The organism is Streptomyces sp. NPDC007875, assembly GCF_042868035.1.
Lineage (GTDB): Bacteria > Actinomycetota > Actinomycetes > Streptomycetales > Streptomycetaceae > Streptomyces > Streptomyces antimycoticus.
This window is the reverse complement of the sequence record NZ_JBIADZ010000013.1, coordinates 256,435-280,086: the sequence shown is the minus strand read 5'-3', so window position 1 is coordinate 280,086 and position 23,652 is coordinate 256,435. Positions and strand designations below refer to the sequence as shown.

Here is a 23,652-nt window from a genome sequence, read left to right as displayed (position 1 = left end):
GACCCCATGCCCGAACGCCGCACCGTCGCCCTTGTCACCCTTGGCTGCGCCCGTAACGAGGTGGACTCGGAGGAGCTCGCAGGCCGCTTGGCGGCGGACGGCTGGGAGCTCGTCGAGGAAGCCACCGAGGCGGACGTCGCCGTCGTCAACACCTGTGGCTTCGTGGAGGCCGCCAAGAAGGACTCGGTCGACGCCCTGCTGGAGGCGAACGACCTGAAGGACCACGGCCGCACCCAGGCCGTGGTGGCCGTCGGCTGCATGGCCGAGCGATACGGCAAGGAGCTCGCGGAGGCGCTGCCCGAGGCCGACGGGGTGCTCGGCTTCGACGACTACGCCGACATCTCCGACCGCCTGCGGACCATCCTCGCCGGCGGCGTCCACGCCTCCCACACCCCTCGCGACCGCCGCAAGCTGCTGCCGATCAGCCCGGCCGAGCGGCAGGACGCCGCCTCGGTGGCGCTGCCCGGCCACGCCCAGGACACCGCGCCCGAGGACCTGCCGGAGGGGGTGGCCCCGGCCTCCGGGCCGCGGGCCCCGCTGCGCCGCAGACTGGACAGCAGCCCGGTCGCCTCGGTGAAGTTGGCCTCCGGCTGCGACCGGCGCTGCTCGTTCTGCGCCATCCCGTCCTTCCGCGGCTCCTTCATCTCGCGCCGCCCCTCCGATGTGCTGGGCGAGACCCGCTGGCTGGCCGAGCAGGGGGTGAAGGAGATCATGCTGGTCTCCGAGAACAACACCTCGTACGGCAAGGACCTCGGGGACATCCGGCTGCTGGAGACGCTGCTGCCGGAGCTGGCCGCGGTGGATGGCATCGAGCGGATCCGGGTCAGCTATCTGCAGCCCGCCGAGATGCGTCCCGGGCTGATCGACGTGCTCACCTCGACCGAGAAGGTCGCGCCGTACTTCGATCTGTCCTTCCAGCACTCGGCGCCCGGGGTGCTGCGCGCCATGCGCCGCTTCGGCGACACCGACCGGTTCCTGGAGCTGCTCGAGACGATCAGAGGCAAGGCGCCGCAGGCCGGTGCCCGGTCGAACTTCATCGTCGGTTTCCCCGGCGAGACCGAGGACGACCTGGCGGAGCTGGAGCGCTTCCTCAGCGAGGCGCGGCTGGACGCCATCGGCGTCTTCGGATATTCGGACGAGGACGGCACCGAGGCCGCCGGTTACGAGAACAAGGTCGACCCCGAGGTGGTCGCGGAGCGCCTGGAGCGCGTCTCGCGGCTCGCGGAGGAGCTGACCGCCCAGCGGGCGGAGGAGCGGCTCGGCGAGGTCGTCGAGGTGCTGGTGGAGGAGATCGACGACACCGGGGCAGTCCTGGGCCGTGGCGCCCACCAGGCGCCGGAGACCGACGGCCAGACGCTGCTGCGCACCGACGGGGAGCCGGAGGTGGGCCGTATGGTCGAAGCGAAGGTGATCGCGACGGAGGGAGTGGACCTCGTCGCGGAGCCGCTTGAGCCGCTGGAGCGTCAGGGTGACGGCGAGCCCACCGGGAAGGCGGACAGATGACGGGTGTCCCGGCCTCCGCCGCGGGAGGTCACCGCCGTCCGGCGGCCGCTGTCAGGCCCGCCGGTTTGTGGAACATCGCCAATATCCTCACCATGGTGCGGCTGCTCCTGGTGCCCGGGTTTGTGTTGTTGATGCTGCACAATGGTGGGTACGACCCGGCGTGGCGCTCCGTCGCGTGGGCGGCGTTCGCCATCGCCATGATCACCGATCTCTTCGACGGTCATCTGGCCCGCCGGTACAACCTGGTCACCGACTTCGGGAAGATCGCCGATCCGATCGCGGACAAGGCGATCATGGGCGCGGCCCTGATCTGCCTGTCGGCCCTGTCCGACCTCCCCTGGTGGGTGACGGGGGTGATCCTCTTCCGTGAGATCGGAATCACACTCATGCGGTTCTGGGTGATCCGGATCGGGGTCATTCCGGCCAGCCGGGGCGGAAAGCTGAAGACGCTCGCGCAGGGCACCGCCGTCGGGATGTACATCCTGGCGCTCACCGGACCGCTGGCCACGCTGCGGTTCTGGGTGATGGCCGTGGCCGTGATCCTTACCGTGGCCACCGGCCTCGACTACGTCCGGCAGGCGATCGTGCTGCGCCGGGCGGGCCGGGCGGCGGAGGAGGCCACGAGGTGAGCGGCGACGGGACGGCGGCCGAGGTGCTGGCGCTGCTGGAGCGGCGCGGGCAGACCCTGGCCGTCGCCGAATCGCTCACCGGGGGTCTGGTGGCGGCCGAGCTGACCGCGGTGGACGGCGCCTCCCGTTCCTTCCGCGGCTCGGTGACGGCGTACGCCACCGACCTCAAGCACGAGGTGCTGGGCGTGGACCGGGCGCTGCTGGCCGAGCGCGGTGCGGTCGACGCCGAGGTGGCCCGGCAGATGGCCCGCGGCGTACGGCGTGCGCTGGGCGCGGACTGGGGCGTGGCCACCACCGGTGTGGCCGGTCCCACACCGCAGGACGGCCAGCCCGTGGGCACCGTTCATGTGGCGGTCGCGGGGCCCTCGGAGGCGGTGGCCGCGGCACCGCTGCGGCTCGAAGGAGACCGTGCCGGAATTCGCGGACAGACCGTCCGTGCCGCAGTCAACCTGCTGTTCAGCGAATTGATCGCGACAGCAGGGGCAAAGGATACGGAACAACACGACGAGTTTTGATGTTTGCAGCCCTGAGTGAACACGACATCGCTCCCCGCACGGGCGCAGCCCGAGGCGGTACGGTGGGGCGTGAAGGATCCGGATCCGAGGTCCGAGGAGGGAGCCAGCGATGATTCTGCTCCGTCGCCTGCTGGGTGACGTGCTGCGCCGGCAGCGCCAGCGCCAGGGCCGTACTCTGCGCGAGGTTTCCTCCTCCGCCCGGGTGTCGCTCGGCTATCTGTCAGAGGTCGAGCGCGGCCAGAAGGAAGCCTCGTCCGAGCTGCTGTCGGCGATCTGCGACGCCCTTGAGGTGCGGATGTCGCAGGTCATGCGCGAGGTCAGCGACGAGCTGTCGCTCGCCGAACTGGCCGAGTCGGCCGCGTCCACCACCGAGAAGGTCCCGGCGCCCATGCGGCCCGTGCTCAATCCCGTCTCTGTGACGTCCGTGACGGGCGTTCCGGAGGAGCGGGTGACCATCAAGTCGCCCAAGGAAGCCGTGGACGTGGTGGCGGCCTGAGGGCCCTGACGCCACAGACGGGGCGAGAGCCCCGCGCGGAGCCCGCGAAGGCCCCACAACCGGGCCTGGGACGCATACGCGATCCCTACGGACGGGCCCAGAGTCCATAGGGGCGGGCCCAGAGCTCTTCGAGGCCCCGGCCGGTAGCCATACCGGCCGGGGCCTCGATGTTTGTCCGGCCGGATTCGGGTCACCCCACATGAAGAGAGGTAATCAAGAGGGGCCAAACGGTCGAACAGGAGGAACCGGATGTCTGTGGTGAGGAGCCCGCTGCCGGAGGAACACCTCAAGGTCGTCGCTGACGCGCTGCAAGGCGCCCTCGTCGATCTCGTCGACCTCCATCTGGTGGGCAAGCAGATCCACTGGACGGTCGTGGGCCCGCGATTCCGCACGATCCATTTGCAGCTCGACGAGGTCGTGGCGACGACCAGGGATCATGCCGACACGGTGGCGGAGCGGGCCTCGGCGCTCGGGGTGGCGCCGGACGGACGGGCTCAGACGGTCGCCGCGACCAGCGGTGTCGACACGGTCAAGGACGGCTGGACCGATGACACCCAGGCCATCCGCACGCTCGTGGACGCCCTTGGAGCGGTGATCGCGCGGATGCGGGAGCGGATCCGCGCGACCGATGAACCGGACCCGGTGACCCAGGACATTCTCATCGAGCTCACCCGTGACCTGGAGAAGCACCACTGGATGTTCCAGGCCGAGAACGGCGGCCATCGAGCCTGAGGCGCTGACCCGGGCCGGGCGGGCCTGAGGCGTCGGCTGAGACGCTGGTCGAGGCGCCGAGCCGGGCCTCGGATGAGTTGAGGCCGACTGGGCGCCGGGGCGGATGACAGCCTGGCTTCGGGGTGGGCGACCGTGGTGGTCGGCCCGCCCCGACGCCGGGCGATTTTCTTTTCTGCCCCTTCGACCTGGTGTTTCGACTCGGCAGCCCGCTCTGGGTGCGTGGTTTGGCCCGGCTGGGCACACTGGGGGGATCGCGAGTGTCCGACACGCGCCGACGTGCTTCCTGTGCGCCCTCCCGCCGTATGCGAACAGGCGTCTAGCGTCGCCGAAGGAGGCAGTCATGGCAGCCGTCGGAGGGGCCGACGCCCAGGGCCTCAGGCCGGTCCGGTGGGTGCTCGCGCTCGCTCTGGGTGGTGTCTGGTGGTGGTCCGTGCTGCGGCTGGCGATACAGCCGGGAGAGGCCGGGCCGGTGGAGGGGGCGTTAGCGGTCGGCGGCTGGGGGCTGAGCCTGCTGCCGGTGCACTGCGGTCCCTCGCCCAGAAGGGGCGGCGCCCGCAGGGGAGGCCCTCCGCGTCAGGACGGGGCGGGCCCCTGCGGTCCCGCCTGGCAGCTCGGGCACCAGAAGGTCGAGCGCTCCTGACCCGCACGGCCCTGGTCGGCGGCGCGCACCGGCGTACCGCAGCGCAGGCAGGGCCGTCCCGGGCGCCCGTACACCCACAGTCGGCGGTCGGGGCGCGGCTCCGCCGTGGTGACTCGGGCGCGCCGGTTCCTGTTGGCCTCCAGAAGCTTCTTGGCGTGGGCCACCAGGCGCTCAGGGGAGGACACCTCGCCGATCGGCAGCCAGGGTGAGACACGCAGCACGAAGCACAGCTCGGACTTGTAGACATTGCCGATCCCGGCGAGGTTCCGCTGGTCCAGCAGCGCTTCGCCCAGGGGCCGGGACGGGTCGGCGAGCAGCCGTCGCAGCGCCTCGTCCGGATCCCAGTCGGGGCCGAGGAGATCGGGGCCGAGATGGCCGACGGCCCGGTCCTCGTCGCCGGTGCGGAGCAGTTCGAGGACGGGGAGGCGGTAGCCGACGGCGGTGTGGGCGGCGGTGGCGAGGATGGCCCGGATCTGGTGGTGCGGGCCGCCACGCCATCGCTCGTCCGGCCCGTACACCTGCCAGGATCCGTCCATCCGCAGATGGGAGTGGAGGGTCAGCCCGCCCTCGATACGGGTCAGCAGATGTTTGCCGCGCGGGACGACCTCAAGGACTTGGCGGCCGGTGAGGTCGGCGGTCGCCAGGCGGGGGACGCGCAGGTCACTGCGGGTGAGCGGAGAACCGGCGAGGGCCTGGTGTAGGCGCTGTGCGGTCTGCCAGACGGTGTCTCCTTCGGGCATGGCATCCATGATGCCCGTGAGAGCAGGCAGGTGGGAGCGCTCCGTCTCCGTCCGGTGCGGAGCCCCCTTCGGATCAAGGGCGCCAGGGGAGCGAGGGCGCCACGTGCGGTGAGAACGCCATGTGGGGCGGGGGAGCCATCTGGAGCCGAGGGCGCTTTCGGTCAGGGACGCAGCCGGAAGCCCCGCGGGGTCGGATGGAAGCCCGCCGATTCCAGGAGCTTGCCGATCGGGGACGAGAGCGCCTGGACGCCGTTGACGCGCTCGACGGTGACGGAGCCGAGCGTACCCGCGCGGGCGGACTCGGCCAGCGACTCCACCGCCGTCCACAGCCGGACGTCGTCCTCGGGAGAGGCGGCCTCGGCCTCGCCCGAGGGCCAGGCGAGCAGGGTCTTGCCGCCCCGCTCCATGTAGAGCGTCAGCTCTCCGTCGACGAGCACCACCATCGCTCCCGCCTTACGGCCCGGCCGGTGGCCCGCGTCCGCGGGCGGATCGGGCCAGGGGAGCGCGGCGCCGTAGGCATTGGCGGGGTCGGCCGAGGCGAGCACGAACGCGCGCCGGGACTGCCCCCGCTGTCCGTCGAAGGCGGGGGCCGCCGTGCGGTCGCGGGCCGTGCTGACCGCGCGCAGCCGGTCCACCGCGCCGTCCATCGCGAACTGGGCGGCGCCGAGCCCCTCGACCACATAGCCGCGGCGCGCCTGGCCGGTCTCCTCGAACGCGGACAGCACCCGATAGGCGGCGGAGAAGCCGCCCTCGACCCCCTCGGCGGCGACCGCTCCGCGGGTGACCACGCCGTGCCGGTCGAGAAGGGTGCGGGCCAGGGCGTGGGCACGGTGGGTGGGCTCGGGCTCGCGCTCCGGCAGCAGGGACCAGCGCCCGGCGACGGTGGGCGGGCCGTTGCGCGATGCCGCGGGTCGGCCGGTGCGGCCCGTAAGGCCGCCGTAGCGCCCTCGGGGGACCGTGCGCTTGGCGCGGTGGGCGGTGGAGCCCGCCGTACGGCCCGAACCCAGCAGGGAGCGCAGCGGGGCGAGGGTGTCACCGGTGACCCGGCCGGACCAGACCAGGTCCCACAGGGCCTCGGCGAGCTGGGGGTCCTGGAACTCGTGCCCGGCGGCGCGGGCCTGCTCGGCGATTTGGCGGAAGAACAGCCCGTATCCCCCGGCCAGGGAGTCGAGGACGGCCTGGTGGAGGGGGCCCGCCTCAAGGGGGTGCGGGGTGTGGAGCAGCAGCGGGGCGGTGTCGGCCAGGTGCAGGGTGACCCAGCCGTCCTTCCCCGGCAGCGCTCCCGCCCCGGCCCAGACGACCTCCCCGGAGGCGGCGAGCTCGTCCAGCATCGTGGGAGAGTAATCGCTCACCCGGGACGGCAGAACCAGCTTCTCCAGGGCGGAGGCGGGCACGGGAGCGCCCTGGAGCTGCTCGATCGCGCGCACCAGCCCGTCGATTCCGCGCAGGCTGTGGGTGCCCAGATGCTGCCACTGCGGGAGGAAGGCGGCGAGCGCCGAGGGCGGGACGGGCTCCAGCTCATGGCGCAGCGCGGCCAGGGAGCGGCGCCGCAGCCGGCGCAGCACGGCGGCGTCGCACCATTCCTGGCCGATGCCCGAGGGATGGAATTCGCCCTGGACGACGCGGCCGTCGGCGGCCAGGCGGTGCAGGGCGCCCTCCGTGACGGCCGCGCCGAGGCCGAAGCGGGCGGCGGCCTGCGTCGAGGTGAACGGGCCGTGGGTGCGGGCATAGCGGGCCAGCAGATCGCCCAGGGGGTCCTTGACCGGTTCGGTGAACGCCTCGGGGACGCCGACCGGCAGCGCCGTGCCGAGTGCGTCTCGCAGCCGCCCCGCGTCCTCCACCGCGGCCCAGTGGTCCTCGCCCGCGATCCGGACCCGGATGGCGCGCCGGGCCCCGGCCAGGTCTTCGGCCCACCCGGGCTCGGCACCGCGGTGGGCCAACTCGGCGGCGGTGAGCGGGCCGAGCAGCCTTAGGACGTCGGCGACGCCCTCGGCGTCCTTGATCCGGCGGTCCTCGGTGAGCCACTGCAGCTCGTGCTCCAGCTCGGCCAGGACGTCGGCGTCGAGCAGCTCGCGCAGCTCGGCCTGGCCCAGGAGCTCGGCCAGCAGCCGCGCGTCGAGGGAGAGGGCTGCGGCGCGGCGCTCGGCGAGCGGGGAGTCGCCCTCGTAGAGGAACTGCGCCACATAGCCGAAGAGCAGCGAGCGGGCGAAGGGGGACGGCTCGGGGGTGGTCACCTCCACCAGCCGGACCCGGCGGGCCTCGATGTCGCCCATCAGCTCGGTGAGGCCGGGGACGTCGAAGACGTCCTGGAGGCATTCGCGGACGGCTTCGAGGACGATCGGGAAGGAACCGAACTCGCTCGCCACCTGGAGGAGCTGGGCGGCGCGCTGGCGCTGCTGCCACAGCGGAGTGCGCTTGCCGGGGTCGCGGCGGGGCAGCAGCAGCGCGCGGGCGGCACATTCGCGGAACCGGGAGGCGAACAGCGCCGAGCCGCCGACCTGGTCGGTGACGATCTGGTTGATCTCGCCCTTGTCGAACGCGACATCGGCCGCACCCACCGGGGATTGGTCGGTGTCGTACTCCACGCCCTGGCGCATCGGGTCGGCGTCGAGGAGGTCGACACCCATCAGATCGGCGTCGGGCAGCCGCAGCACGATGCCGTCGTCGGCGTGCATGACCTGGGCGTCGATGCCGTACCGCTCGGACAGACGGGAGCCCAGGGCGAGCGCCCAGGGGGCGTGGACCTGCGCACCGAAGGGGGAGTGGACCACCACCCGCCAGTCTCCCAGCTCGTCGCGGAACCGCTCCACCACGATCGTGCGGTCGTCCGGCACATGCCCGCAGGCACGGCGCTGCTCGTCCAGATACCCGATGACGTTCTCGGCGGCCCAGGCGTCCAGACCGGCGGCCAGCAACCGCAGGCGGGCGTCCTCGGGCTGCAGCGCGCCGACCTCGCGCAGGAACACGCCCAGGGCGCGGCCCAGCTCCAGGGGGCGGCCGAGCTGGTCGCCCTTCCAGAACGGCAGCCGGCCGGGGACGCCGGGGGCGGGGGAGACCAGGACCCGGTCGCGGGTGATGTCCTCGATCCGCCAGGAGGTGGTGCCCAGGGTGAACACATCGCCCACCCGCGACTCGTAGACCATCTCCTCGTCGAGCTCGCCGACCCTGCCGCCGCCCTTCTTGGGGTCGGCTCCCGCCAGGAAGACGCCGAAGAGCCCGCGGTCGGGGATGGTGCCGCCGGAGGTCACCGCGAGCCGCTGCGCCCCGGGGCGGCCCGTGACCGTATGGGCGACGCGGTCCCACACCAGGCGCGGCCGCAGCTCCGCGAAGGCGTCGGAGGGGTAGCGGCCCGCGAGCATGTCGAGGACCGAGGTGTACGCCGACTCCGGGAGCGAGGCGAACGGCGCGGCGCGGCGGATCAGGGCCAGGAGCTCGTCCACGTCCCAGGTGTCCATGGCGGTGATGGCGATCAGCTGCTGGGCGAGCACGTCCAGCGGGTTGGCGGGCACCCGCAGCGATTCGATGGCCCCCTCGCGCATCCGCTCGGTGACCACCGCGGCCTGCACCAGGTCCCCGCGGTACTTCGGGAAGACGACGCCGGTGGAGACCGCGCCCACCTGGTGGCCGGCCCGTCCCACCCGCTGCAGACCAGAGGCCACCGAGGGCGGTGACTCGACCTGGACGACCAGGTCGACCGCGCCCATGTCGATGCCGAGCTCGAGGCTGGAGGTGGCCACGACGGCGGGCAGACGGCCGGCCTTGAGGTCCTCCTCGACCAGCGCCCGCTGCTCCTTGGACACCGAGCCGTGGTGCGCGCGGGCCAGCAGCGCGGGCGCGCCGCGGGCAGCACCGGACTCGGCCATCAGCTCGGCGGGGGAGTGGTCCTCGGGCAGGGCCTCACCGGTGGCCCGCTCGTAGGCGATCTCGTTCAGCCGGTTGCACAGCCGCTCGGCCAGCCGGCGGGAGTTGGCGAAGACGATGGTGGAGCGATGGGCCTGGACGAGATCGGTGATCCGCTCCTCCACATGGGGCCAGATCGACGGCCGCTCGCCCGCCTCGCCCTCCTGGGCGGGGGAGCCGCCCAACTCGCCCAGGTCCTCCACGGGCACGACCACCGACAGGTCGAACTCCTTGCCCGACGGCGGCTGGACGATCTCCACCCTGCGCCGCGGCGACAGGAACCGCGCCACCTCGTCCACCGGCCGCACGGTCGCGGACAGGCCGATGCGCCGGGCGGGGCGATCGAGCAGCTCGTCGAGGCGCTCCAGGGACAGCGCGAGATGGGCGCCCCGCTTCGTCCCCGCGACGGCGTGGACCTCGTCCAGGATCACGGTCTCCACCCCGCGCAGCGCCTCCCGGGTGGCGGAGGTGAGCATCAGGAACAGTGACTCGGGGGTGGTGATGAGGATGTCCGGCGGGCGGGTGGCCAGAGCGCGGCGCTCGGCGGCCGGGGTGTCGCCCGAGCGGGTGCCCACCCGGATCTCCGGCTCGGGCCTGCCCAGCCGCACCGACTCCTGGCGGATGCCGGTCAGCGGGCTGCGGAGATTGCGCTCGACGTCCACCGCCAGGGCCTTCAACGGGGAGACATACAGCACCCGGCAGCGCTTCTTCGCCTCGGCGGGCGGCGGCTCGCCGGCCAGCTTGTCCAGGGCCGCCAGGAAGGCGGCCAGGGTCTTGCCCGAGCCGGTGGGGGCGACCACCAGGACGTCCGAGCCCTCGCCGATCGCCCGCCACGCGCCCTCCTGCGCGGGTGTGGGCGCGGTGAAGGCGCCCGTGAACCACCCGCGGGTGGCCGGGGAGAATGCGTCGAGCGCCGAGCCTGCCATGCCCTCCATCGTGCACCGGACCACTGACAATGGACGGAGTCGCAGGTCAGAGGAGGCCCGGGCGGGGCGCACAATGGTGCCATGGTCAACCGGGAGAGCGCGCGGCACTGGCGGTACCCCCAGCTTCCGGACGTCGATCTGCTGCGGGCCCGCTACATCCACAAGACCTTCGTATGGCACACCCATGAGGCCTTCGTGATCGCCGCGATCACTGAGGGTGTCGAGGAGTTCCACCACCGCGGCGCCGTCGAGCGCACCGGGCCCGGCGGGCTCGCGCTCATCAACCCGGAGGTACCGCACACCGGACGGGCGGGGGCGCCCGAGGGGTGGGCGTACAGCGTGCTGTATCCGGCCGTGGACCTGGTCGCCGGTGTCGCCGCCGAGACGACCACACTCCGTGGCACGGCCGGATTCCGGATCCCCTCCGTCGACGACCCCCAGGGCGCGCGGCTGGTCACCGCGGTGCACCGGGCCGCCGAGGAGGGCAACGCGCTGGCCGCCGACAGCCTGCTGCGCATCGCCCTCGCCCGGCTGCTGCGCGACCATGGCGGCCCGCTCCCCGAGCGCACGGCGCGCACCGCGGGTGCGCGAAGGGCGGCGCGCGCCCGCGCGATCCTCCAGGAGCGCATGGCCGACCCGCCGTCCCTGGAACGGCTGGCGGCCGAGCTGGACACCGGTCCCTTCGCCCTGCTGCGCGCCTTCCGCGCCGTCTACGGGATGCCGCCGCACACCTGGCTCACCGACGCCCGGGTCCGCCGGGCCCGACTGCTGCTGGACGCCGGGACCGCGCCCGCCGAGGTGGCTGTGGCCGTCGGCTTCACCGACCAGTCCCATCTGAACCGTCACTTCACCCGCATCGTGGGGGTGCCACCGGGCGCCTACCGGCGGGAGCGCGCAAGAACGTACAAGACCGGATCCGAAGCGCTCTCGTAACGTGCGCGGTGTGTCAGAACAGATAGAGATACGAACCGATCCCGCCGCGCCTCCGGCGGACTCGGCCGTTGTCCGCGACGCCCTGGGCGTCGGTGTCGCCGTGGGGCTCTCCGGCTTCGCCTTCGGGGTGACGTCTGCGGGCGCCGGGCTCGGCCTGCTGCAGACCTGCGCGCTCAGCCTGCTCGTCTTCACCGGGGCGTCGCAGTTCGCCCTCGTGGGCGCGCTGGCCGCGGGCGGCAATCCGTTCACCGCCGCCGCCGGGGCGTTCTTCCTCGGGGTGCGCAACGCCTTCTACGGGCTGCGGCTGTCCGGACTCCTCGGGCTGCCGCGCGCGGTGCGCCCCCTGGCGGCCCACTGGGTCATCGACGAGACCTCCGCCGTCGCCCTCGCCCAGCCCGACCGGCGCACCGCGCGTCTCGGCTTCACCGTCACCGGGCTGACGCTGTACGTCCTGTGGAACCTCACCACGTTGATCGGTGCCCTGGGGGCGTCCGCGCTCGGCGACACCGACGCCTGGGGCCTGGACGCCGCCGGGCCCGCCGTCTTCCTCGCCCTGCTGGCCCCCATGCTCAGCGGCACCGTCGAACGGGCCGTGGCCGGTCTCGGCGTCCTGCTGGTGCTCCTGTGCCAGCCGGTGCTGCCCGCCGGGGTCCCGGTCCTGGTGGCGGCGCTCGCCGCCCCCGCCGTCCTTACGGTGCACGGGCGCATGACGCGAGGCACGGAGCCGGGTGAGCGCCGATGACCATCTGGATCGCCATCGGCGTCACCGCGGCGGGCTGCTATCTCGTCAAGCTGCTGGGCCTCTCGGTGCCCGCCGGAGTCCTGGAGCGCCCGCTCGTCAGGCGTCTGGCCGCGCTGCTGCCCGTGGCCCTGCTGGCCGCCCTCACCGCCCAGCAGACCTTCAGCGACGGCCAACATCTCCTCCTGGACGCGAGGGCGGCCGGCGTGGGGGCGGCGGCGCTCGCGCTGGTGCTCCGCGCCCCCTTCCTCGTGGTGGTCGCCGTGGCCGTCGTCGTCACGGCCGGCGTCCGGGCCCTGTGACCGCGGCGGACGCCCGCGCTCAGATCCGCCGTCCGTAAGCCCGCAGCGTCAGCAGCGCCTCGATGGTCGTCACCGACCGCCACTCCAGCGTGGCCCCGGGCGTCCATGGGCGCCGGTGCGGCGGCCAGCCGCCGTCCTCCTGCTGCGCGGCCACGAGCACGTCCAGGGACCGCTCCACCTCGGCGTCGGTGAACCACCGGCGCGCCAGCGAGCCGGGCGTACGGGCGATGTCGTGCACCTGGAGGGGCTCACCGGGGCCCTGCCCCGGCGGCAGGGGGCGGTCCTCGGCGCCCTCGGGGGCCGTCGGCGGCACGATCAGCCGCTCCTCCCGCACCCGGCGGCCGAGCCGCTCGGCCGCCGCCTCGGCGCGTGCCCGGTCCGGCGCCCCGTCGAGGAAGGCGACGGCCGCCGCGACCTCGTACGGACGCGTCGTCGCGCCGCCCTCCCCCAGGGCGGCGACCGCCGCCCAGCAGAAGTCCGTGGCCCGGAAGAGCCACGCATGCCACACCTCGTTGCGGTGCAGCAGCCCCACCACCGGCCCGGTGGTCAGCAGATCACTGCGCGGATCGTCCGCCGACGGGACCCAGGGGGCCGCCGGATAGCCGCGCAGCGAGGGGTGGCAGGCGGGCAGCGCGCCGTCTGGGGTGGACACGGACGTCAGATAGCGGCACAGGCGCTCCACCCGCTGCCCGCCGCAGCGCCCGATCCCGTCGAGCACGCGTAAGGCGTGCACGGCATGCAGTGGCTGGCTCACCGGGCCGCGCAGATCCGGCTCCAGCGCATGGCCGTAGCCCCCGTCGGTCCCCAGATACGCGGCCAGCGCGGTCTCGACCGCCTCGGCGCCGCCGCCCAGGAAGTGATACGCGAATCTGCGCTGCTCCAGCACGCGGGCGGTCAGCCAGACGAACCGCTCGGCGCGGGAGAGCGCGGAGGACACGGCCGACTGCGGCGGCTCGGCGGGCCCGGGCGTGGGAAGGGAGAGCGAGGAGGAGAGGCTTGCGGATCGATCCATGGACAGACCGTAGGCCGCGAGAGACGGTCGGTAGGGGGCTCACGCCTGGGTGCACCCCGGGAGCGCGATACTGGTCACATGCGGTTGACGGACTTCTGGCAGCGAATGGCGGACCACTTCGGCGAGGCGTACGCCGACTCCTTCGCGCGCGATCATGTGATGTCGCAACTCGGCGGCCGGACGGTGCACGAGGCACTGACGGACGGCTGGGAGGCCAAGGACGTCTGGCGCGCGGTCTGCGCCGCGATGGAGATCCCCGAGAGCAGCCGCTGAGCGGCCCTCCGGCTGCTCCGGGGGCACCAGCTTCCCGGGGTGGCCGGATTTCTTCGTCCGGTGTAGGCCACACTGGCTCCGTGGCCCCGACCGAAGAGACCCTCTCCTCCGACGCCGACGACACCCCGAGCGCCGCTCGGGCCTCCTCGGACTCCCCGCAATCCGCCGCGCGCATGCCGCGCTGGCTGCCACGCGCCATGGTGCTCGCACTCGCGCTGGTGGCCTGTTACCGCCTTGCGACCTGGGCCTTCGATCAGCTGACCGGGCTTCTGCTGAACATCCTGATCGCGTTCTTCCTGGCGCTCGCGATCGAACCGGCCGTGGACCGGATGGCCGCCCGCGGCATGCGCCGGGGGCTGGCCACGGGGCTGGTCTTTCTCGCCATCCTCATCGGCACCGCGGGCTTCTTCACCCTGCTCGGCTCGATGCTCGCCGATCAGATCATCACCATGGTCCAGGACTTCCCGCAGTACCTCGACAATGTCGTCAAGTGGATCAACGACACGTTCCACACGCATCTGTCGCGGCTGGAGATCCAGGACAGCCTGGTGCACTCCGACTGGCTGCAGAGCTACGTCAAGAACAGCGCCGACAATGTGCTGGACGTCTCCGCACAGGTGCTCGGCGGGTTGTTCAAGACGCTGACGGTGACCCTGTTCGCCTTCTACTTCGCCGCCGACGGGCCCCGGCTGCGCCGCGCGCTGTGCTCGGTGCTGCCGCCGACCCGGCAGGTCGAGGTGTTGCGCGCCTGGGAGATCGCGGTCGCCAAGACCGGCGGCTACATCTACTCCCGCGGGCTGATGGCGCTGATCTCCGGTATCGCCCACTACATCCTGCTGGAGGCCCTGGGCGTGCCCTACGCCCCGGCGCTCGCCGTCTGGGTGGGGCTGATCTCGCAGTTCATCCCGACCATCGGCACCTATTTGGCCGGGGCGCTGCCGATGCTGATCGCGTTCACCATCGACCCCTGGTACGCGCTGTGGGTCCTGATCTTCGTCGTGATCTACCAGCAGTTCGAGAACTATCTGCTGCAGCCGAGGATCACCGCCAGGACGGTGGACATCCACCCGGCCGTCTCCTTCGGATCGGTGATAGCGGGCACCGCGCTGCTGGGCGCGGTGGGCGCGCTGATCGCGATTCCGGCGACCGCGACGCTGCAGGCGTTCCTCGGCGCGTACATCAAGCGCTATGACGTGACCGACGATCTGCGGGTGCACGGGCGCACGCGGCGGCGCGGCATGTCGGCCCTCGCGCGGATGCGCGCCGCGTTGGTGCGGCGTAGTTGACACAAAAATCGAACATCCATTCTGATGGGGATCCGACAGGTTATCCACAGGCCGAGGACGTCAGGGCCGCTTGTCAGTGGCAGGCGCTAGCGTCATGGACGTGAAGCGATCGACTCAAGCAAACCGGGTGGGACCCATGGCAGGAACCGACCGCGAGAAGGCGCTCGACGCCGCGCTCGCACAGATTGAACGGCAATTCGGCAAGGGCGCCGTGATGCGCATGGGCGATCGGCCAAACGAGCCGGTCGAGGTCATCCCCACCGGGTCGACCGCTCTCGACGTCGCCCTCGGCGTCGGCGGTCTGCCGCGCGGCCGGGTGGTCGAGGTCTACGGCCCCGAGTCCTCCGGTAAGACGACCCTGACCCTCCACGCGGTGGCCAATGCCCAGCGGGCCGGCGGCACCGTCGCCTTCGTGGACGCCGAGCACGCCCTCGACCCCGACTACGCGCAGAAGCTGGGCGTGGACACCGACTCCCTGATCCTGTCCCAGCCGGACAACGGCGAGCAGGCGCTCGAGATCGTGGACATGCTGGTCCGCTCCGGCGCCCTGGACCTCATCGTCATCGACTCCGTCGCCGCCCTGGTGCCGCGCGCGGAGATCGAGGGCGAGATGGGTGACTCCCACGTCGGCCTCCAGGCCCGGCTGATGAGCCAGGCGCTCCGCAAGATCACCAGCGCGCTCAACCAGTCCAAGACCACCGCGATCTTCATCAACCAGCTCCGCGAGAAGATCGGCGTGATGTTCGGCTCCCCGGAGACCACGACCGGTGGCCGGGCGCTGAAGTTCTACGCGTCGGTGCGCATCGACATCCGCCGCATCGAGACCCTCAAGGACGGCACCGACGCGGTCGGCAACCGCACCCGCGTCAAGGTCGTCAAGAACAAGGTCGCGCCGCCCTTCAAGCAGGCCGAGTTCGACATTCTCTACGGCCAGGGCATCAGCCGCGAGGGCGGTCTGATCGACATGGGCGTCGAGCATGGCTTCGTCCGCAAGTCCGGTGCCTGGTACACCTACGAGGGCGACCAGCTCGGCCAGGGCAAGGAGAACGCCCGCAACTTCCTGAAGGACAACCCCGATCTCGCCAATGAGATCGAGAAGAAGATCAAGGAAAAGCTCGGCATCGGGGTGAGGCCCCAGGACCCGGCGGCCGCGGCACCCACCACGGACGCGGCTGGTGCCACGGCCGTGACCGACGCCGCACCGGCGAAGGCCGTGGCCGCCCCGGCGGCCAAGTCCGGGGCGAAGGCGGCCAAGACCGCCGCGGCCAAGAGCTGATCCATGACACGGCGGACCGAATGGCCGGACGGCCCAGGCCGTCCGGAGCGCCCGGACCGTCCGGACAGCGGCGCCCCCTCCTTGTCGAGGGCCGAGCAGGGGCCGCCGCCCGGCCCGGAGGAGCAGGCGCGGGCGATCTGCCTGCGCCTGCTCACCGGGACCCCACGCACCCGTAAGCAGCTCGCGGACGCGCTGCGCACCCGGGGCATCCCCGATGACGCGGCGCAGGAGGTGCTGTCCCGGTTCGAGGGCGTCGGTCTGATCGACGACGCGGCGTTCGCCGAGGCATGGGTGGAGTCCCGGCACCACAGCCGGGGGCTCGCCCGGCGGGCGCTCGCCCGTGAGCTGCGCACCAAGGGCGTGGACTCAGCCCTGATCGACGACGCCGTGGGACAGCTCGACGCCGATCAGGAGGAGCGGACGGCGCAGGAGCTGGTCGAGCGCAAGCTGAGGGCCACCCGTGGCCTCGACCGGGAGAAGCGGATCCGCCGTCTCGCCGGGATGCTGGCCCGCAAGGGCTACTCCGAGGGGCTGGCGCTGCGGGTGGTGCGGCGCGCACTGGAGGAGGAGGGAGAGGACCCGGACCTCCTGGAGCACCACCTCCCGGACCTCTGAGCCCCAGCGGCCCCGTCGCGGCGGGGCTGTGGGCTGTGACGGCCCTGGGGGTCAATCGGGTGAAGCCGGTTACCGAGAACGAGCGATGTCCGGCCGCGGCATCCGAGACAAACGACCGCGCTATACCCGAGTCACGCGACACCAGAGCCGTGTGACCTCCGAGCCGCGCTGGCGCTAGCGCACCGGGAGCCCCGCCGCGCGCCATGCCTGGAAGCCGCCGATGAGATCGGTCGCCCGCTCCAGGCCCAGCTGGCGCAGCGAGACCGCGGCGAAGCTGGACGCGTAGCCCTCGTTGCACACCACCACGACCCGCAGATCGTGATGGGTGGCCTCGGGCAGCCGGTGGTCGCACTGCGGGTCGAGCCGCCACTCCAGCTCGTTCCGCTCGACGATCAGCGCCCCCGGGATGGTGCCGTCGCGCTCCCGCAGCGCCGCGTACCGTATGTCCACCAGCAGCGCGCCTTGGACCTGCGCCGCCGCCGCATCGAGCGGCTCCAGCCGGTCGAGTTCCTCGCGGGCCTCGGCCAGCAGCTCGTCCACGCTCCGCTTGGTCGTGCCCATCGCGTTATCCCCACTCCTCGGGCCGCTCGACCTGCTCCAGCCGCAGCGTCTGACCGGTGCGGCTGTAGCGCCGCATGAGTGGCAGCGGCGGATAGTAGGCGTGCACCGACACCGCGTGCTCGGTGTCGGACGGATTGATCACCTCATGCACATGATGCGGTCCAAAAGCCCGGCCCTGCCCGGCGGGCAACCGCCGCTCGCGGTCCACATCGTCGGCCAGCTCAAGGGTCTTCCAGCCCTCGGTGGGCAGACGCGCGGCGAGTGACTGCTCGTTGAGCGCACCCGCCGCCGCGACGAAGGCGCCATGGGAGCCGCCGTGGTCGTGCCAGCCGGTGCCGGTGCCCGGAGGCCAGCCGATCAGCCAGGCTTCGCTGCCGCCCGGCCCGTCGAGGCGTAGCCAGGTGCGGCCCTCCGGGTCGAGCGGAAGGGAGGCGACGAGCTCGGCGTCGGCGGCGGTCCGGCGGGCGAAATCGAGCAGCTCCGCGGCGCTGGGCGGAGCGGCCGGGGCGTATGCCGGGCCCGTGATGACGTCCGTGGAAGGGCGCACGGGACCGGGGGTGGAAGTGCGTACGTCGGGCACAGAGAACCGTCCTGAGTGATCGCAAAAGGGGCGCGGCCGCACCGCGCGGGAAAGAAGCGGATCAATAGGACGGACGACAGACACAGCCCGCATAGCGGACCAGGTCCAGATGGACCCTCCGCCAGAAGCGAGGCAAGCAGGTGTCAGTCACGCTGCGAAGTGAATCATGCGCCGGAAAGGAAGGTCAACCTCACCGGCTCGCGCCCGGACCACGCACGCCCTGGCACGGACCGCGCGCCCGGCCGCGGGCCGCGCGCCCGGCCGCGGGCCGCGCGCCCGGCCGCGGGCCGCGCGCCCGGCCGCGGGCCGCGCGCCCGGCCGCGGGCCGCGCGCCCGGCCGTGGACCGCGCGCCGCCGTGGACCGCGCGCCCGGCCGTGGACCGCGCGCCCCGGGACTGACCGCGCGCCCGGAGACAACCCGACCGCGCGCCCGGGCACGCCCCGGCGCGGCCTCGTCGGTCGATCCCGCACTACTGCCGCGCGCTCGCCTCCGCCGGTACGCCCCTGGCCGCATTCCCGCCCCGGGCCGCGTCCGCGCACGCGTACAGCGCGCTCGGCCGCACCCCGGACAGCGCGGCGGCGAGATGGCCGTCCGGCCGCACCAGCAGCACGGTGTGCGCCGGGGCCCCCGGATACGCCTCGGCGACCAGCAGCTCGGTGCGCAAGGGCAGCGCCGCGACGGCCGCCGCCAGCCGCGGCATCAGCCCGGCCCGCATCCAGTGGCGGCGGTCCCACACGCCGGTGCCGGGGGCGACCAGGACCACCAGCAGCTCCCGGCCGAGCCGCTCCCGCAGCCGTACGACCGAGCCGTCCGGCGCGGTCACCGGCACATCGGCGACCGGCGCCCCGGGCGGCGTGCCCACCGTGATCGAGCCATCCGGCGGTGCCGCCGGGGCCAGCGGCGAACGGTCGTAGACCGGCGGCGCGCCCAGCGGACCCTGCCCGAGGTGACCGTCGGTGAGCAGCGCATCGTGCCCGCGCGCCCCACCGGGCCGCACGGTGCGCCGGACCGCGTGCCAGCCGCCGGCCGCCCGCACCAGCGGCAGCGCCTGGTCCGCGGCGCGCAGCCGGGCCCCCACGGCTCCCCGCCGCTCCGCCTGATAGCTGTCCAGCAGGGCCTCCGAGGCCCCGTGGTGCCAGGCCAGGGACAATTTCCAGGCGAGGTTGTCGACGTCCCGCAGCCCTTCTTCGAGCCCCTGGGTGCCGAGCGCGCCCAGCAGATGGGCGGCGTCCCCGGCCAGGAAGGCGCGCCCCACGCGCCAGCGCAGCGCGAGCCGGTGGTGCACGGTGTGCACGCCGGTGTCCAGGAGCTCATAGGGGGGCTCGGAATCCCCGCACCACCCCGTGAGGGTGTCGCGCACCCGCACCAGCAGGGCATCGGGGGTGACGAGATCGCGGCCGGGCGGCAGCAGCCAGTCGACCCGCCACAGGCTGTGCGGCAGCGGCCGGGCGGTCACTTCCGCGTCGATGCTGCGCCAGGGCGGCGAGCGGTGCAGCACGGCCTCGCCGGGCCAGGGGAGTTCGGCGCGCAGCGCCGCGACGGCGTGCCGCTCCACCGCCGTACGGCCCGGGAAGCGCACGCCCAGGAGCTTGCGGACGGTGGACCGCGGCCCGTCGCAGCCCACCAGATAGCTGCCCCGCCACCAGGTGGCCTGGGCGCCGCGGGTGCGCACCCCGACCCCGTGGTCGTCCTGCTCGAGGCTGTCGATCCGGCTTCCGGAGACGATGCGGACGAGGTCCTCGTCGCCGATGGCGGCCAGTGAGCCCCGCAGCGCCCGGGTGAGCTCATGCTGGGGCAGATGCACCGGTGATGGCATCGGCGCCGGTGCCGCCTCGTCCTCCGGCCCGTCACCGCCGGGGGAGTCCATGGCCTTCGTAAGGCCGCCGTCCCAGCCGCCGGTGCCGCGCTCGCCGCCGAAGAGACCGCCGGCGTCGCGCTCGCCGCCGAAGAGGCTGCCGGGCGTGAGGGCCATCTGCCGTACCAGCTGCCGCCGCCGCATCGTGCGCCATCCGGTCCACGGCCGCGTCCGGGCGGTGACCCGGCAGCCCAGCCGCTCCAGCAGGGCGGCGGCGTCCGGGCGCAGCACGACGGTGCGGGCCAGCCGGCTCTCCTCACCGCCCGTGGACTCGTCCAGCAGGATGACGGGCACCTCGAGGCGCGCCAGGGCGAGGGCCAGGGTGAGGCCGACCGGGCCCGCCCCGGCGACGATCACCGGGTCCACGGTGCGGTTCCTGTGGCCCTGCGGGTCGTACGTGACGTACGGAAATTGGCAGTTGAAACCCGGTGAGCGATCACAGAAAGCATGCAACCCACTGCCGCTGCCCGCGTCAAGCGACGAAGGGCGGTGGCGCGTGCGCCACCGCCCTGGTAAGGGTTTCACCCGTCCGCCCGGCCCCCGGACGGACCTCCGCCCGGTCGCCCGGTCGCTCGTCCGCCCGGTCCTCCCGGACGACCCCTCAGTTCGTCTTGCCGGTGGGCGCGTCCGGGGCGGCGACCGCGGAGTGGTCGACGACGTCGAGCGCGTCGGCGGCCGCCAGCGGCTGGCCCGCGTCCGCGACCCGGATGCCGGTCTTGGCGCGCCGGCCGCGCCGCTCGATCCAGGTGGCGAGGGCGGAGAGGGCCAGACACATCGCGATGTAGATGGCGCCGCCGACGATGATCACCGGAACGTAGGGGTTGTCGTCGTTGACGACGATGTTGCCGGCCAGCTGCTGAAGCTGGAACAGCAGCTCCTGGTAGGTGATGACATAGCCGAGGGAGGTGTCCTTCAGCGTCACCACCAGCTGGCTGATGATGGTCGGCAGCATCGCCCGTACGGCCTGCGGCACCAGGACCGTCATCATGACCTGGGTCTTGCGCATGCCCAGGGCGTAGGCGGCCTCGCGCTGGCCCCTGGGCACCGAGTTGATGCCCGCCCGCAACACCTCGGCCTGGACCGAGCCGTTGTAGACGGTCAGGCCGATGACCAGGGCCCAGAAGCCGGTGTTGTCACCGCTGAGGCCCAGGTCCGACCGGTAGGTCAGGAAGAGCACCCACAGCACGTAGATGGTGATCAGCAGCGGGACGGCCCGGAAGAGCTCGATGAAACCGGTCGCGAACCAGCGGACGGCCTTGTGGTCCGAGAGCCGGCCGACGGCGAGCAGGACACCGAGGGCCAGCGAGAGGACCGCCGCGACCGCGAACACCTTCAAGGTGGTGACCACGCCGTCGCGGATGCTGGTCCGCACGCCCGCGTAGTTGAAGATGTCCCACATCTCGGGCGCGAACTGACCCTTGTCGTTCAGCCGCACCGCGGCGAAGGCGATCAGCCCGAGGACGGCCAGGCCGCCGACGATGGAGAAGATGCGGTTCCGGACGCGGGCCTTGGGGCCGGGGGCGTCGTACAGGACGCTCGAGCTCATCGGGCCACCTCCAGGCGGCTCTCCAGCAGTCGGAAGAGACCGCTGATGGCGAAGGTGATGACCAGGTAGCACAGCGCGATCCACAGGAAGATCCAGCCGATCGCGAAGCCCTTGTCGCTCAGCAGCTTCGAGACATTGAACAGTTCGGTGTTGCTGAACGCCCCGGCGATGGCCGAGTTCTTGGTGAGCGCGATGAAGATGCTGCTCATGGGGGGAATCACGGACCGGGTGGCCTGGGGGAGCACGATCAGCCGGAGGGTCTGGAAGAAGGTCATTCCCAGGCTGCGGGCGGCCTCCGCCTGGCCGAGCGGCACGGTGTTGATACCGGACCGCACGGCCTCGCAGACGAAGGACGACGTGTAGCAGCCCAGCGCCCCCATGGCGAGAACGAACGGGCTCGTTCCGGGGAAGAAGATCTGCGGGATCACGAAGAACGCGATCAGGAACAGCAGGGTCAGCGGGGTGTTGCGCAGCAGGGTGACCCACGCCGTCCCGAAGGCCCGCAGCGGCGGTATGGGCGACACCCGGAAGCCGGCTATGACAATGCCCAGGACGAGAGCCAGCGCCGCACTGGCCGCCGTGATGGAGAGGGTTCCCAGGAACCCCTCACGGAACTGGGGCAAATGATCGAGGAGTACGTTCATCGATTCTCCGCGGTAGCGGTCAGGTCAGCGGCGTGCGGAGCGCACCGGCTTCCAGGCGAACGGGGAATCCTGCTCAGTAGCGGGGCAGGGGGGTCTTCGGGGCGACGTAGGAGGAGCCGGACTTGCCGAGCGTGCCTTCGTACGCCTTCTTGTAGTCGCCGTTCTTGATGTGCTTCTCGAGCGAGTCGCTGATCGCGTCGCGGAGCGCCTTGTCGTTCTTGTTCATGCCGATGCCGTACGGCTCCTCGGTGAACGGCTTGCCGACCACGTGCAGCTTGGTCGAGCGCTGGGCGGCGTAACCCTTGAGGATCGCGTCGTCGGTGGTGACCGCGTCGACCTGGCCGTCGAGCAGCTGCTTGACGCAGAGCGAGTACTTGCTCAGCTCGGTGGTCTTGGCGCCGTACTTCGGCTTCTTGATCTCCTGGAGCGGGGTGGAGCCGACGATCGAGCAGACCTTCTTGCCCTTGATGCTGTCCGGGCCGGTGATCTTGCCCTTGTCCTCCATGCGGACCAGGAGGTCGGCGCCGGCCTGGTAGTACGGGCCCGCGAAGCCGACCTGCTTCTTGCGCTCGTCGTTGATGGTGTAGGTGCCGACGTAGTAGTCGACCTGGCCCTTGGAGATCGAGGTCTCGCGGACGTTGGAGTCCACCGTCTTGAAGGTGATCTTGTCCGCGGAGAAGCCGAGGTCGGCCGCGACCATCTTGGCGATCTCGATGTCGAAGCCGGAGCGCTTGCCCTCGGTGTCCTGGAACCCGAGGAAGGGCTGGTCGGCCTTGGCGCCGATGACGATCTTGCCGCGCTTCTGCGCCGCCTTCAGGGTCGACGAGTCGATCTTCACGTCCTTCGCGACCGTGTAGTCGCCGCTGAAGACCTCGCCGCCCTTCGGCTTGTCGCCGGCGGTGCCCTTCTCGCCGCCACAGGCGGTCGCCGTCGCGGCCAGCGCGAGAACCACCGTGGCCGCCGCGGCCGTCTTACGAATCCTCATGGTGCCCATCCCTCTGTGTTCAGTACGTGGTCCAGATACGCAGTGGCGAACGTGCCGGCGGTCTGCCGGGCCGGCGTGGACTCAGTGGTGAAGGATCTTCGACAGGAAGTCCTTGGCCCGGTCGCTGCGGGGGTTGCTGAAGAACTGCTCCGGCTCGGCCTCTTCGACGATCCGGCCGTCGGCCATGAAGACCACCCGGTTCGCGGCGGAGCGGGCGAAGCCCATCTCGTGGGTGACGACGACCATGGTCATGCCGTCCCTGGCGAGCTGCTGCATGACCTCCAGCACCTCGTTGATCATCTCCGGGTCCAGCGCCGAGGTCGGCTCGTCGAAGAGCATCACCTTCGGGTCCATGGCCAGGGCGCGCGCGATCGCCACGCGCTGCTGCTGGCCGCCGGAGAGCTGGGCGGGGTACTTGTCCGCCTGGGCGCCGACGCCCACCCGGTCGAGCAGCGTGCGGGCCTTCTCCTCGGCGGCCTTCTTGTCCGTCTTACGGACCTTGACCTGGCCCAGCATCACGTTCTCGAGCACCGTCTTGTGCGCGAAGAGGTTGAAGGACTGGAAGACCATGCCGACGTCGGCGCGCAGCCGGGCGAGCTCCTTGCCCTCCTGGGGCAGCGGCTTGCCGTCGATCGTGATGGACCCGGCGTCGATCGTCTCCAGCCGGTTGACCGTGCGGCACAGCGTCGACTTTCCGGACCCGGACGGCCCGATGACGACGACCACTTCGCCCCGGCTGATGGTCAGGTCGATGTCCTGGAGCACATGCAGCGCGCCGAAGTGCTTGTTGACTCCTGACAGCGCAACCAACGCGTTCGCCACTGGTGCGGCGTCCTTGGTCACCGATACTTCGCTCATCGGCGTCTCGCTCCGTCCTCCTCGGTTGGGAGGACAGTAGTGACCTGCTGCGACCAGCGTCATTACATCTGAGCTGAAATTGAGGATAACGATATGGCTGCGGCG

24 protein-coding genes are annotated in these 23,652 nt (G+C 72.1%); 13 read left to right on the top strand and 11 right to left on the bottom strand.

Annotation, left to right across the window (positions count from 1 at the left end; genetic code table 11):
- Positions 1-6 precede the first annotated feature (6 nt).
- The 6 genes from rimO to ACFYOY_RS27075 all read left to right on the top strand — a co-directional run bounded on the left by rimO (position 7) and on the right by ACFYOY_RS27075 (position 4,515).
- Positions 7-1,503, top strand: a complete 1,497-nt coding sequence (gene rimO, locus ACFYOY_RS27100) for a 30S ribosomal protein S12 methylthiotransferase RimO (RefSeq protein ID WP_351879490.1) — start codon at positions 7-9, stop codon at positions 1,501-1,503.
- Entirely contained in the window at positions 1,500-2,132 is a 633-nt protein-coding gene (gene pgsA / locus ACFYOY_RS27095; RefSeq protein WP_351879488.1) for a CDP-diacylglycerol--glycerol-3-phosphate 3-phosphatidyltransferase, read from the top strand. The genes rimO and pgsA overlap by 4 nt, the downstream gene beginning before the upstream one ends.
- Positions 2,129-2,647 (top strand): CinA family protein, encoded by a 519-nt coding sequence (locus ACFYOY_RS27090; protein WP_351879486.1) that lies wholly within the window; start codon positions 2,129-2,131, stop codon positions 2,645-2,647. The genes pgsA and ACFYOY_RS27090 overlap by 4 nt, the downstream gene beginning before the upstream one ends.
- A gap of 109 nt (positions 2,648-2,756) precedes the next feature.
- On the top strand, positions 2,757-3,143 hold the full coding sequence (locus ACFYOY_RS27085) for a helix-turn-helix domain-containing protein (RefSeq protein ID WP_014055327.1): 387 nt from the start codon (positions 2,757-2,759) through the stop codon (positions 3,141-3,143).
- 249 nt (positions 3,144-3,392) lie between these two features.
- The gene (locus ACFYOY_RS27080) at positions 3,393-3,875 is read left to right on the top strand and encodes a DNA starvation/stationary phase protection protein (RefSeq protein WP_351879483.1); all 483 of its coding nucleotides are present in this window, start codon (positions 3,393-3,395) and stop codon (positions 3,873-3,875) included.
- Positions 3,876-4,215: 340 nt separating this feature from the next.
- Positions 4,216-4,515 carry a hypothetical protein gene (locus ACFYOY_RS27075; RefSeq protein WP_014055329.1) on the top strand — a complete coding sequence of 100 codons (300 nt, stop codon included), beginning with the start codon at positions 4,216-4,218 and terminating at the stop codon, positions 4,513-4,515.
- Here the strand turns inward: ACFYOY_RS27075 and ACFYOY_RS27070 are convergent.
- The gene (locus tag ACFYOY_RS27070; RefSeq protein ID WP_351879480.1) at positions 4,449-5,255 is read right to left on the bottom strand and encodes a DNA-formamidopyrimidine glycosylase family protein; all 807 of its coding nucleotides are present in this window, start codon (positions 5,253-5,255) and stop codon (positions 4,449-4,451) included. The genes ACFYOY_RS27075 and ACFYOY_RS27070 overlap by 67 nt on opposite strands.
- Positions 5,256-5,416: 161 nt before the next feature.
- Positions 5,417-10,081: an ATP-dependent helicase gene (locus ACFYOY_RS27065; RefSeq protein ID WP_351879477.1), complete on the bottom strand. Its 4,665-nt coding sequence runs from the start codon at positions 10,079-10,081 to the stop codon at positions 5,417-5,419.
- A gap of 81 nt (positions 10,082-10,162) precedes the next feature.
- Here ACFYOY_RS27065 and ACFYOY_RS27060 point away from each other — a divergent pair, with 81 nt between their 5' ends.
- From ACFYOY_RS27060 to ACFYOY_RS27050, 3 genes are read left to right on the top strand one after another with little or no spacing between them, the layout of a single operon-like run.
- Positions 10,163-11,014 carry an AraC family transcriptional regulator gene (locus ACFYOY_RS27060; RefSeq protein ID WP_388590153.1) on the top strand — a complete coding sequence of 284 codons (852 nt, stop codon included), beginning with the start codon at positions 10,163-10,165 and terminating at the stop codon, positions 11,012-11,014.
- 1 nt (position 11,015) lies between these two features.
- The gene (locus ACFYOY_RS27055) at positions 11,016-11,756 is read left to right on the top strand and encodes an AzlC family ABC transporter permease (RefSeq protein WP_388590150.1); all 741 of its coding nucleotides are present in this window, start codon (positions 11,016-11,018) and stop codon (positions 11,754-11,756) included.
- Positions 11,753-12,055, top strand: coding sequence for an AzlD domain-containing protein (locus ACFYOY_RS27050; RefSeq protein WP_059146753.1), 303 nt, complete (start codon positions 11,753-11,755; stop codon positions 12,053-12,055). The genes ACFYOY_RS27055 and ACFYOY_RS27050 overlap by 4 nt, the downstream gene beginning before the upstream one ends.
- Positions 12,056-12,074: 19 nt before the next feature.
- On the opposite strand, the gene ACFYOY_RS27045 is transcribed toward ACFYOY_RS27050, so the two are convergent.
- Entirely contained in the window at positions 12,075-13,067 is a 993-nt protein-coding gene (locus ACFYOY_RS27045) for a hypothetical protein (RefSeq protein ID WP_388590147.1), read from the bottom strand.
- 78 nt (positions 13,068-13,145) lie between these two features.
- Here ACFYOY_RS27045 and ACFYOY_RS27040 point away from each other — a divergent pair, with 78 nt between their 5' ends.
- The 4 genes from ACFYOY_RS27040 (at position 13,146) to recX (ending at position 16,517) form a co-directional block, all read left to right on the top strand.
- The gene (locus ACFYOY_RS27040) at positions 13,146-13,340 is read left to right on the top strand and encodes a DUF3046 domain-containing protein (RefSeq protein WP_351879465.1); all 195 of its coding nucleotides are present in this window, start codon (positions 13,146-13,148) and stop codon (positions 13,338-13,340) included.
- A gap of 80 nt (positions 13,341-13,420) precedes the next feature.
- The gene (locus tag ACFYOY_RS27035; protein ID WP_351879462.1) at positions 13,421-14,626 is read left to right on the top strand and encodes an AI-2E family transporter; all 1,206 of its coding nucleotides are present in this window, start codon (positions 13,421-13,423) and stop codon (positions 14,624-14,626) included.
- A 136-nt stretch (positions 14,627-14,762) separates the two neighbouring features.
- Positions 14,763-15,902 carry a recombinase RecA gene (recA, locus tag ACFYOY_RS27030; RefSeq protein ID WP_351879459.1) on the top strand — a complete coding sequence of 380 codons (1,140 nt, stop codon included), beginning with the start codon at positions 14,763-14,765 and terminating at the stop codon, positions 15,900-15,902.
- Between the two features lie 3 nt (positions 15,903-15,905).
- A complete protein-coding gene (gene recX / locus ACFYOY_RS27025) occupies positions 15,906-16,517 on the top strand; it encodes a recombination regulator RecX (protein WP_351879456.1) in 612 nt (203 codons plus the stop codon).
- A 174-nt stretch (positions 16,518-16,691) separates the two neighbouring features.
- On the opposite strand, the gene ACFYOY_RS27020 is transcribed toward recX, so the two are convergent.
- The 8 genes from ACFYOY_RS27020 to ACFYOY_RS26985 all read right to left on the bottom strand — a co-directional run bounded on the left by ACFYOY_RS27020 (position 16,692) and on the right by ACFYOY_RS26985 (position 23,547).
- A complete protein-coding gene (locus ACFYOY_RS27020) occupies positions 16,692-17,078 on the bottom strand; it encodes a rhodanese-like domain-containing protein (RefSeq protein WP_078644152.1) in 387 nt (128 codons plus the stop codon).
- A gap of 4 nt (positions 17,079-17,082) precedes the next feature.
- Positions 17,083-17,625 (bottom strand): cysteine dioxygenase, encoded by a 543-nt coding sequence (locus tag ACFYOY_RS27015; RefSeq protein ID WP_388590141.1) that lies wholly within the window; start codon positions 17,623-17,625, stop codon positions 17,083-17,085.
- A 94-nt stretch (positions 17,626-17,719) separates the two neighbouring features.
- Positions 17,720-17,809 carry a putative leader peptide gene (locus ACFYOY_RS27010; RefSeq protein ID WP_351879447.1) on the bottom strand — a complete coding sequence of 30 codons (90 nt, stop codon included), beginning with the start codon at positions 17,807-17,809 and terminating at the stop codon, positions 17,720-17,722.
- 319 nt (positions 17,810-18,128) lie between these two features.
- Positions 18,129-19,880, bottom strand: a complete 1,752-nt coding sequence (locus tag ACFYOY_RS27005; protein ID WP_388590137.1) for an FAD-dependent monooxygenase — start codon at positions 19,878-19,880, stop codon at positions 18,129-18,131.
- A gap of 235 nt (positions 19,881-20,115) precedes the next feature.
- A complete protein-coding gene (locus ACFYOY_RS27000; RefSeq protein WP_351879441.1) occupies positions 20,116-21,060 on the bottom strand; it encodes an amino acid ABC transporter permease in 945 nt (314 codons plus the stop codon).
- Positions 21,057-21,704, bottom strand: a complete 648-nt coding sequence (locus ACFYOY_RS26995) for an amino acid ABC transporter permease (protein ID WP_059146744.1) — start codon at positions 21,702-21,704, stop codon at positions 21,057-21,059. Before ACFYOY_RS26995 ends, ACFYOY_RS27000 begins: the two co-directional genes overlap by 4 nt.
- Before the next feature lie 73 nt (positions 21,705-21,777).
- Positions 21,778-22,689, bottom strand: a complete 912-nt coding sequence (locus ACFYOY_RS26990) for a glutamate ABC transporter substrate-binding protein (RefSeq protein WP_093470538.1) — start codon at positions 22,687-22,689, stop codon at positions 21,778-21,780.
- Positions 22,690-22,770: 81 nt separating this feature from the next.
- The gene (locus ACFYOY_RS26985) at positions 22,771-23,547 is read right to left on the bottom strand and encodes an amino acid ABC transporter ATP-binding protein (RefSeq protein WP_059146743.1); all 777 of its coding nucleotides are present in this window, start codon (positions 23,545-23,547) and stop codon (positions 22,771-22,773) included.
- Positions 23,548-23,652 lie beyond the last annotated feature (105 nt).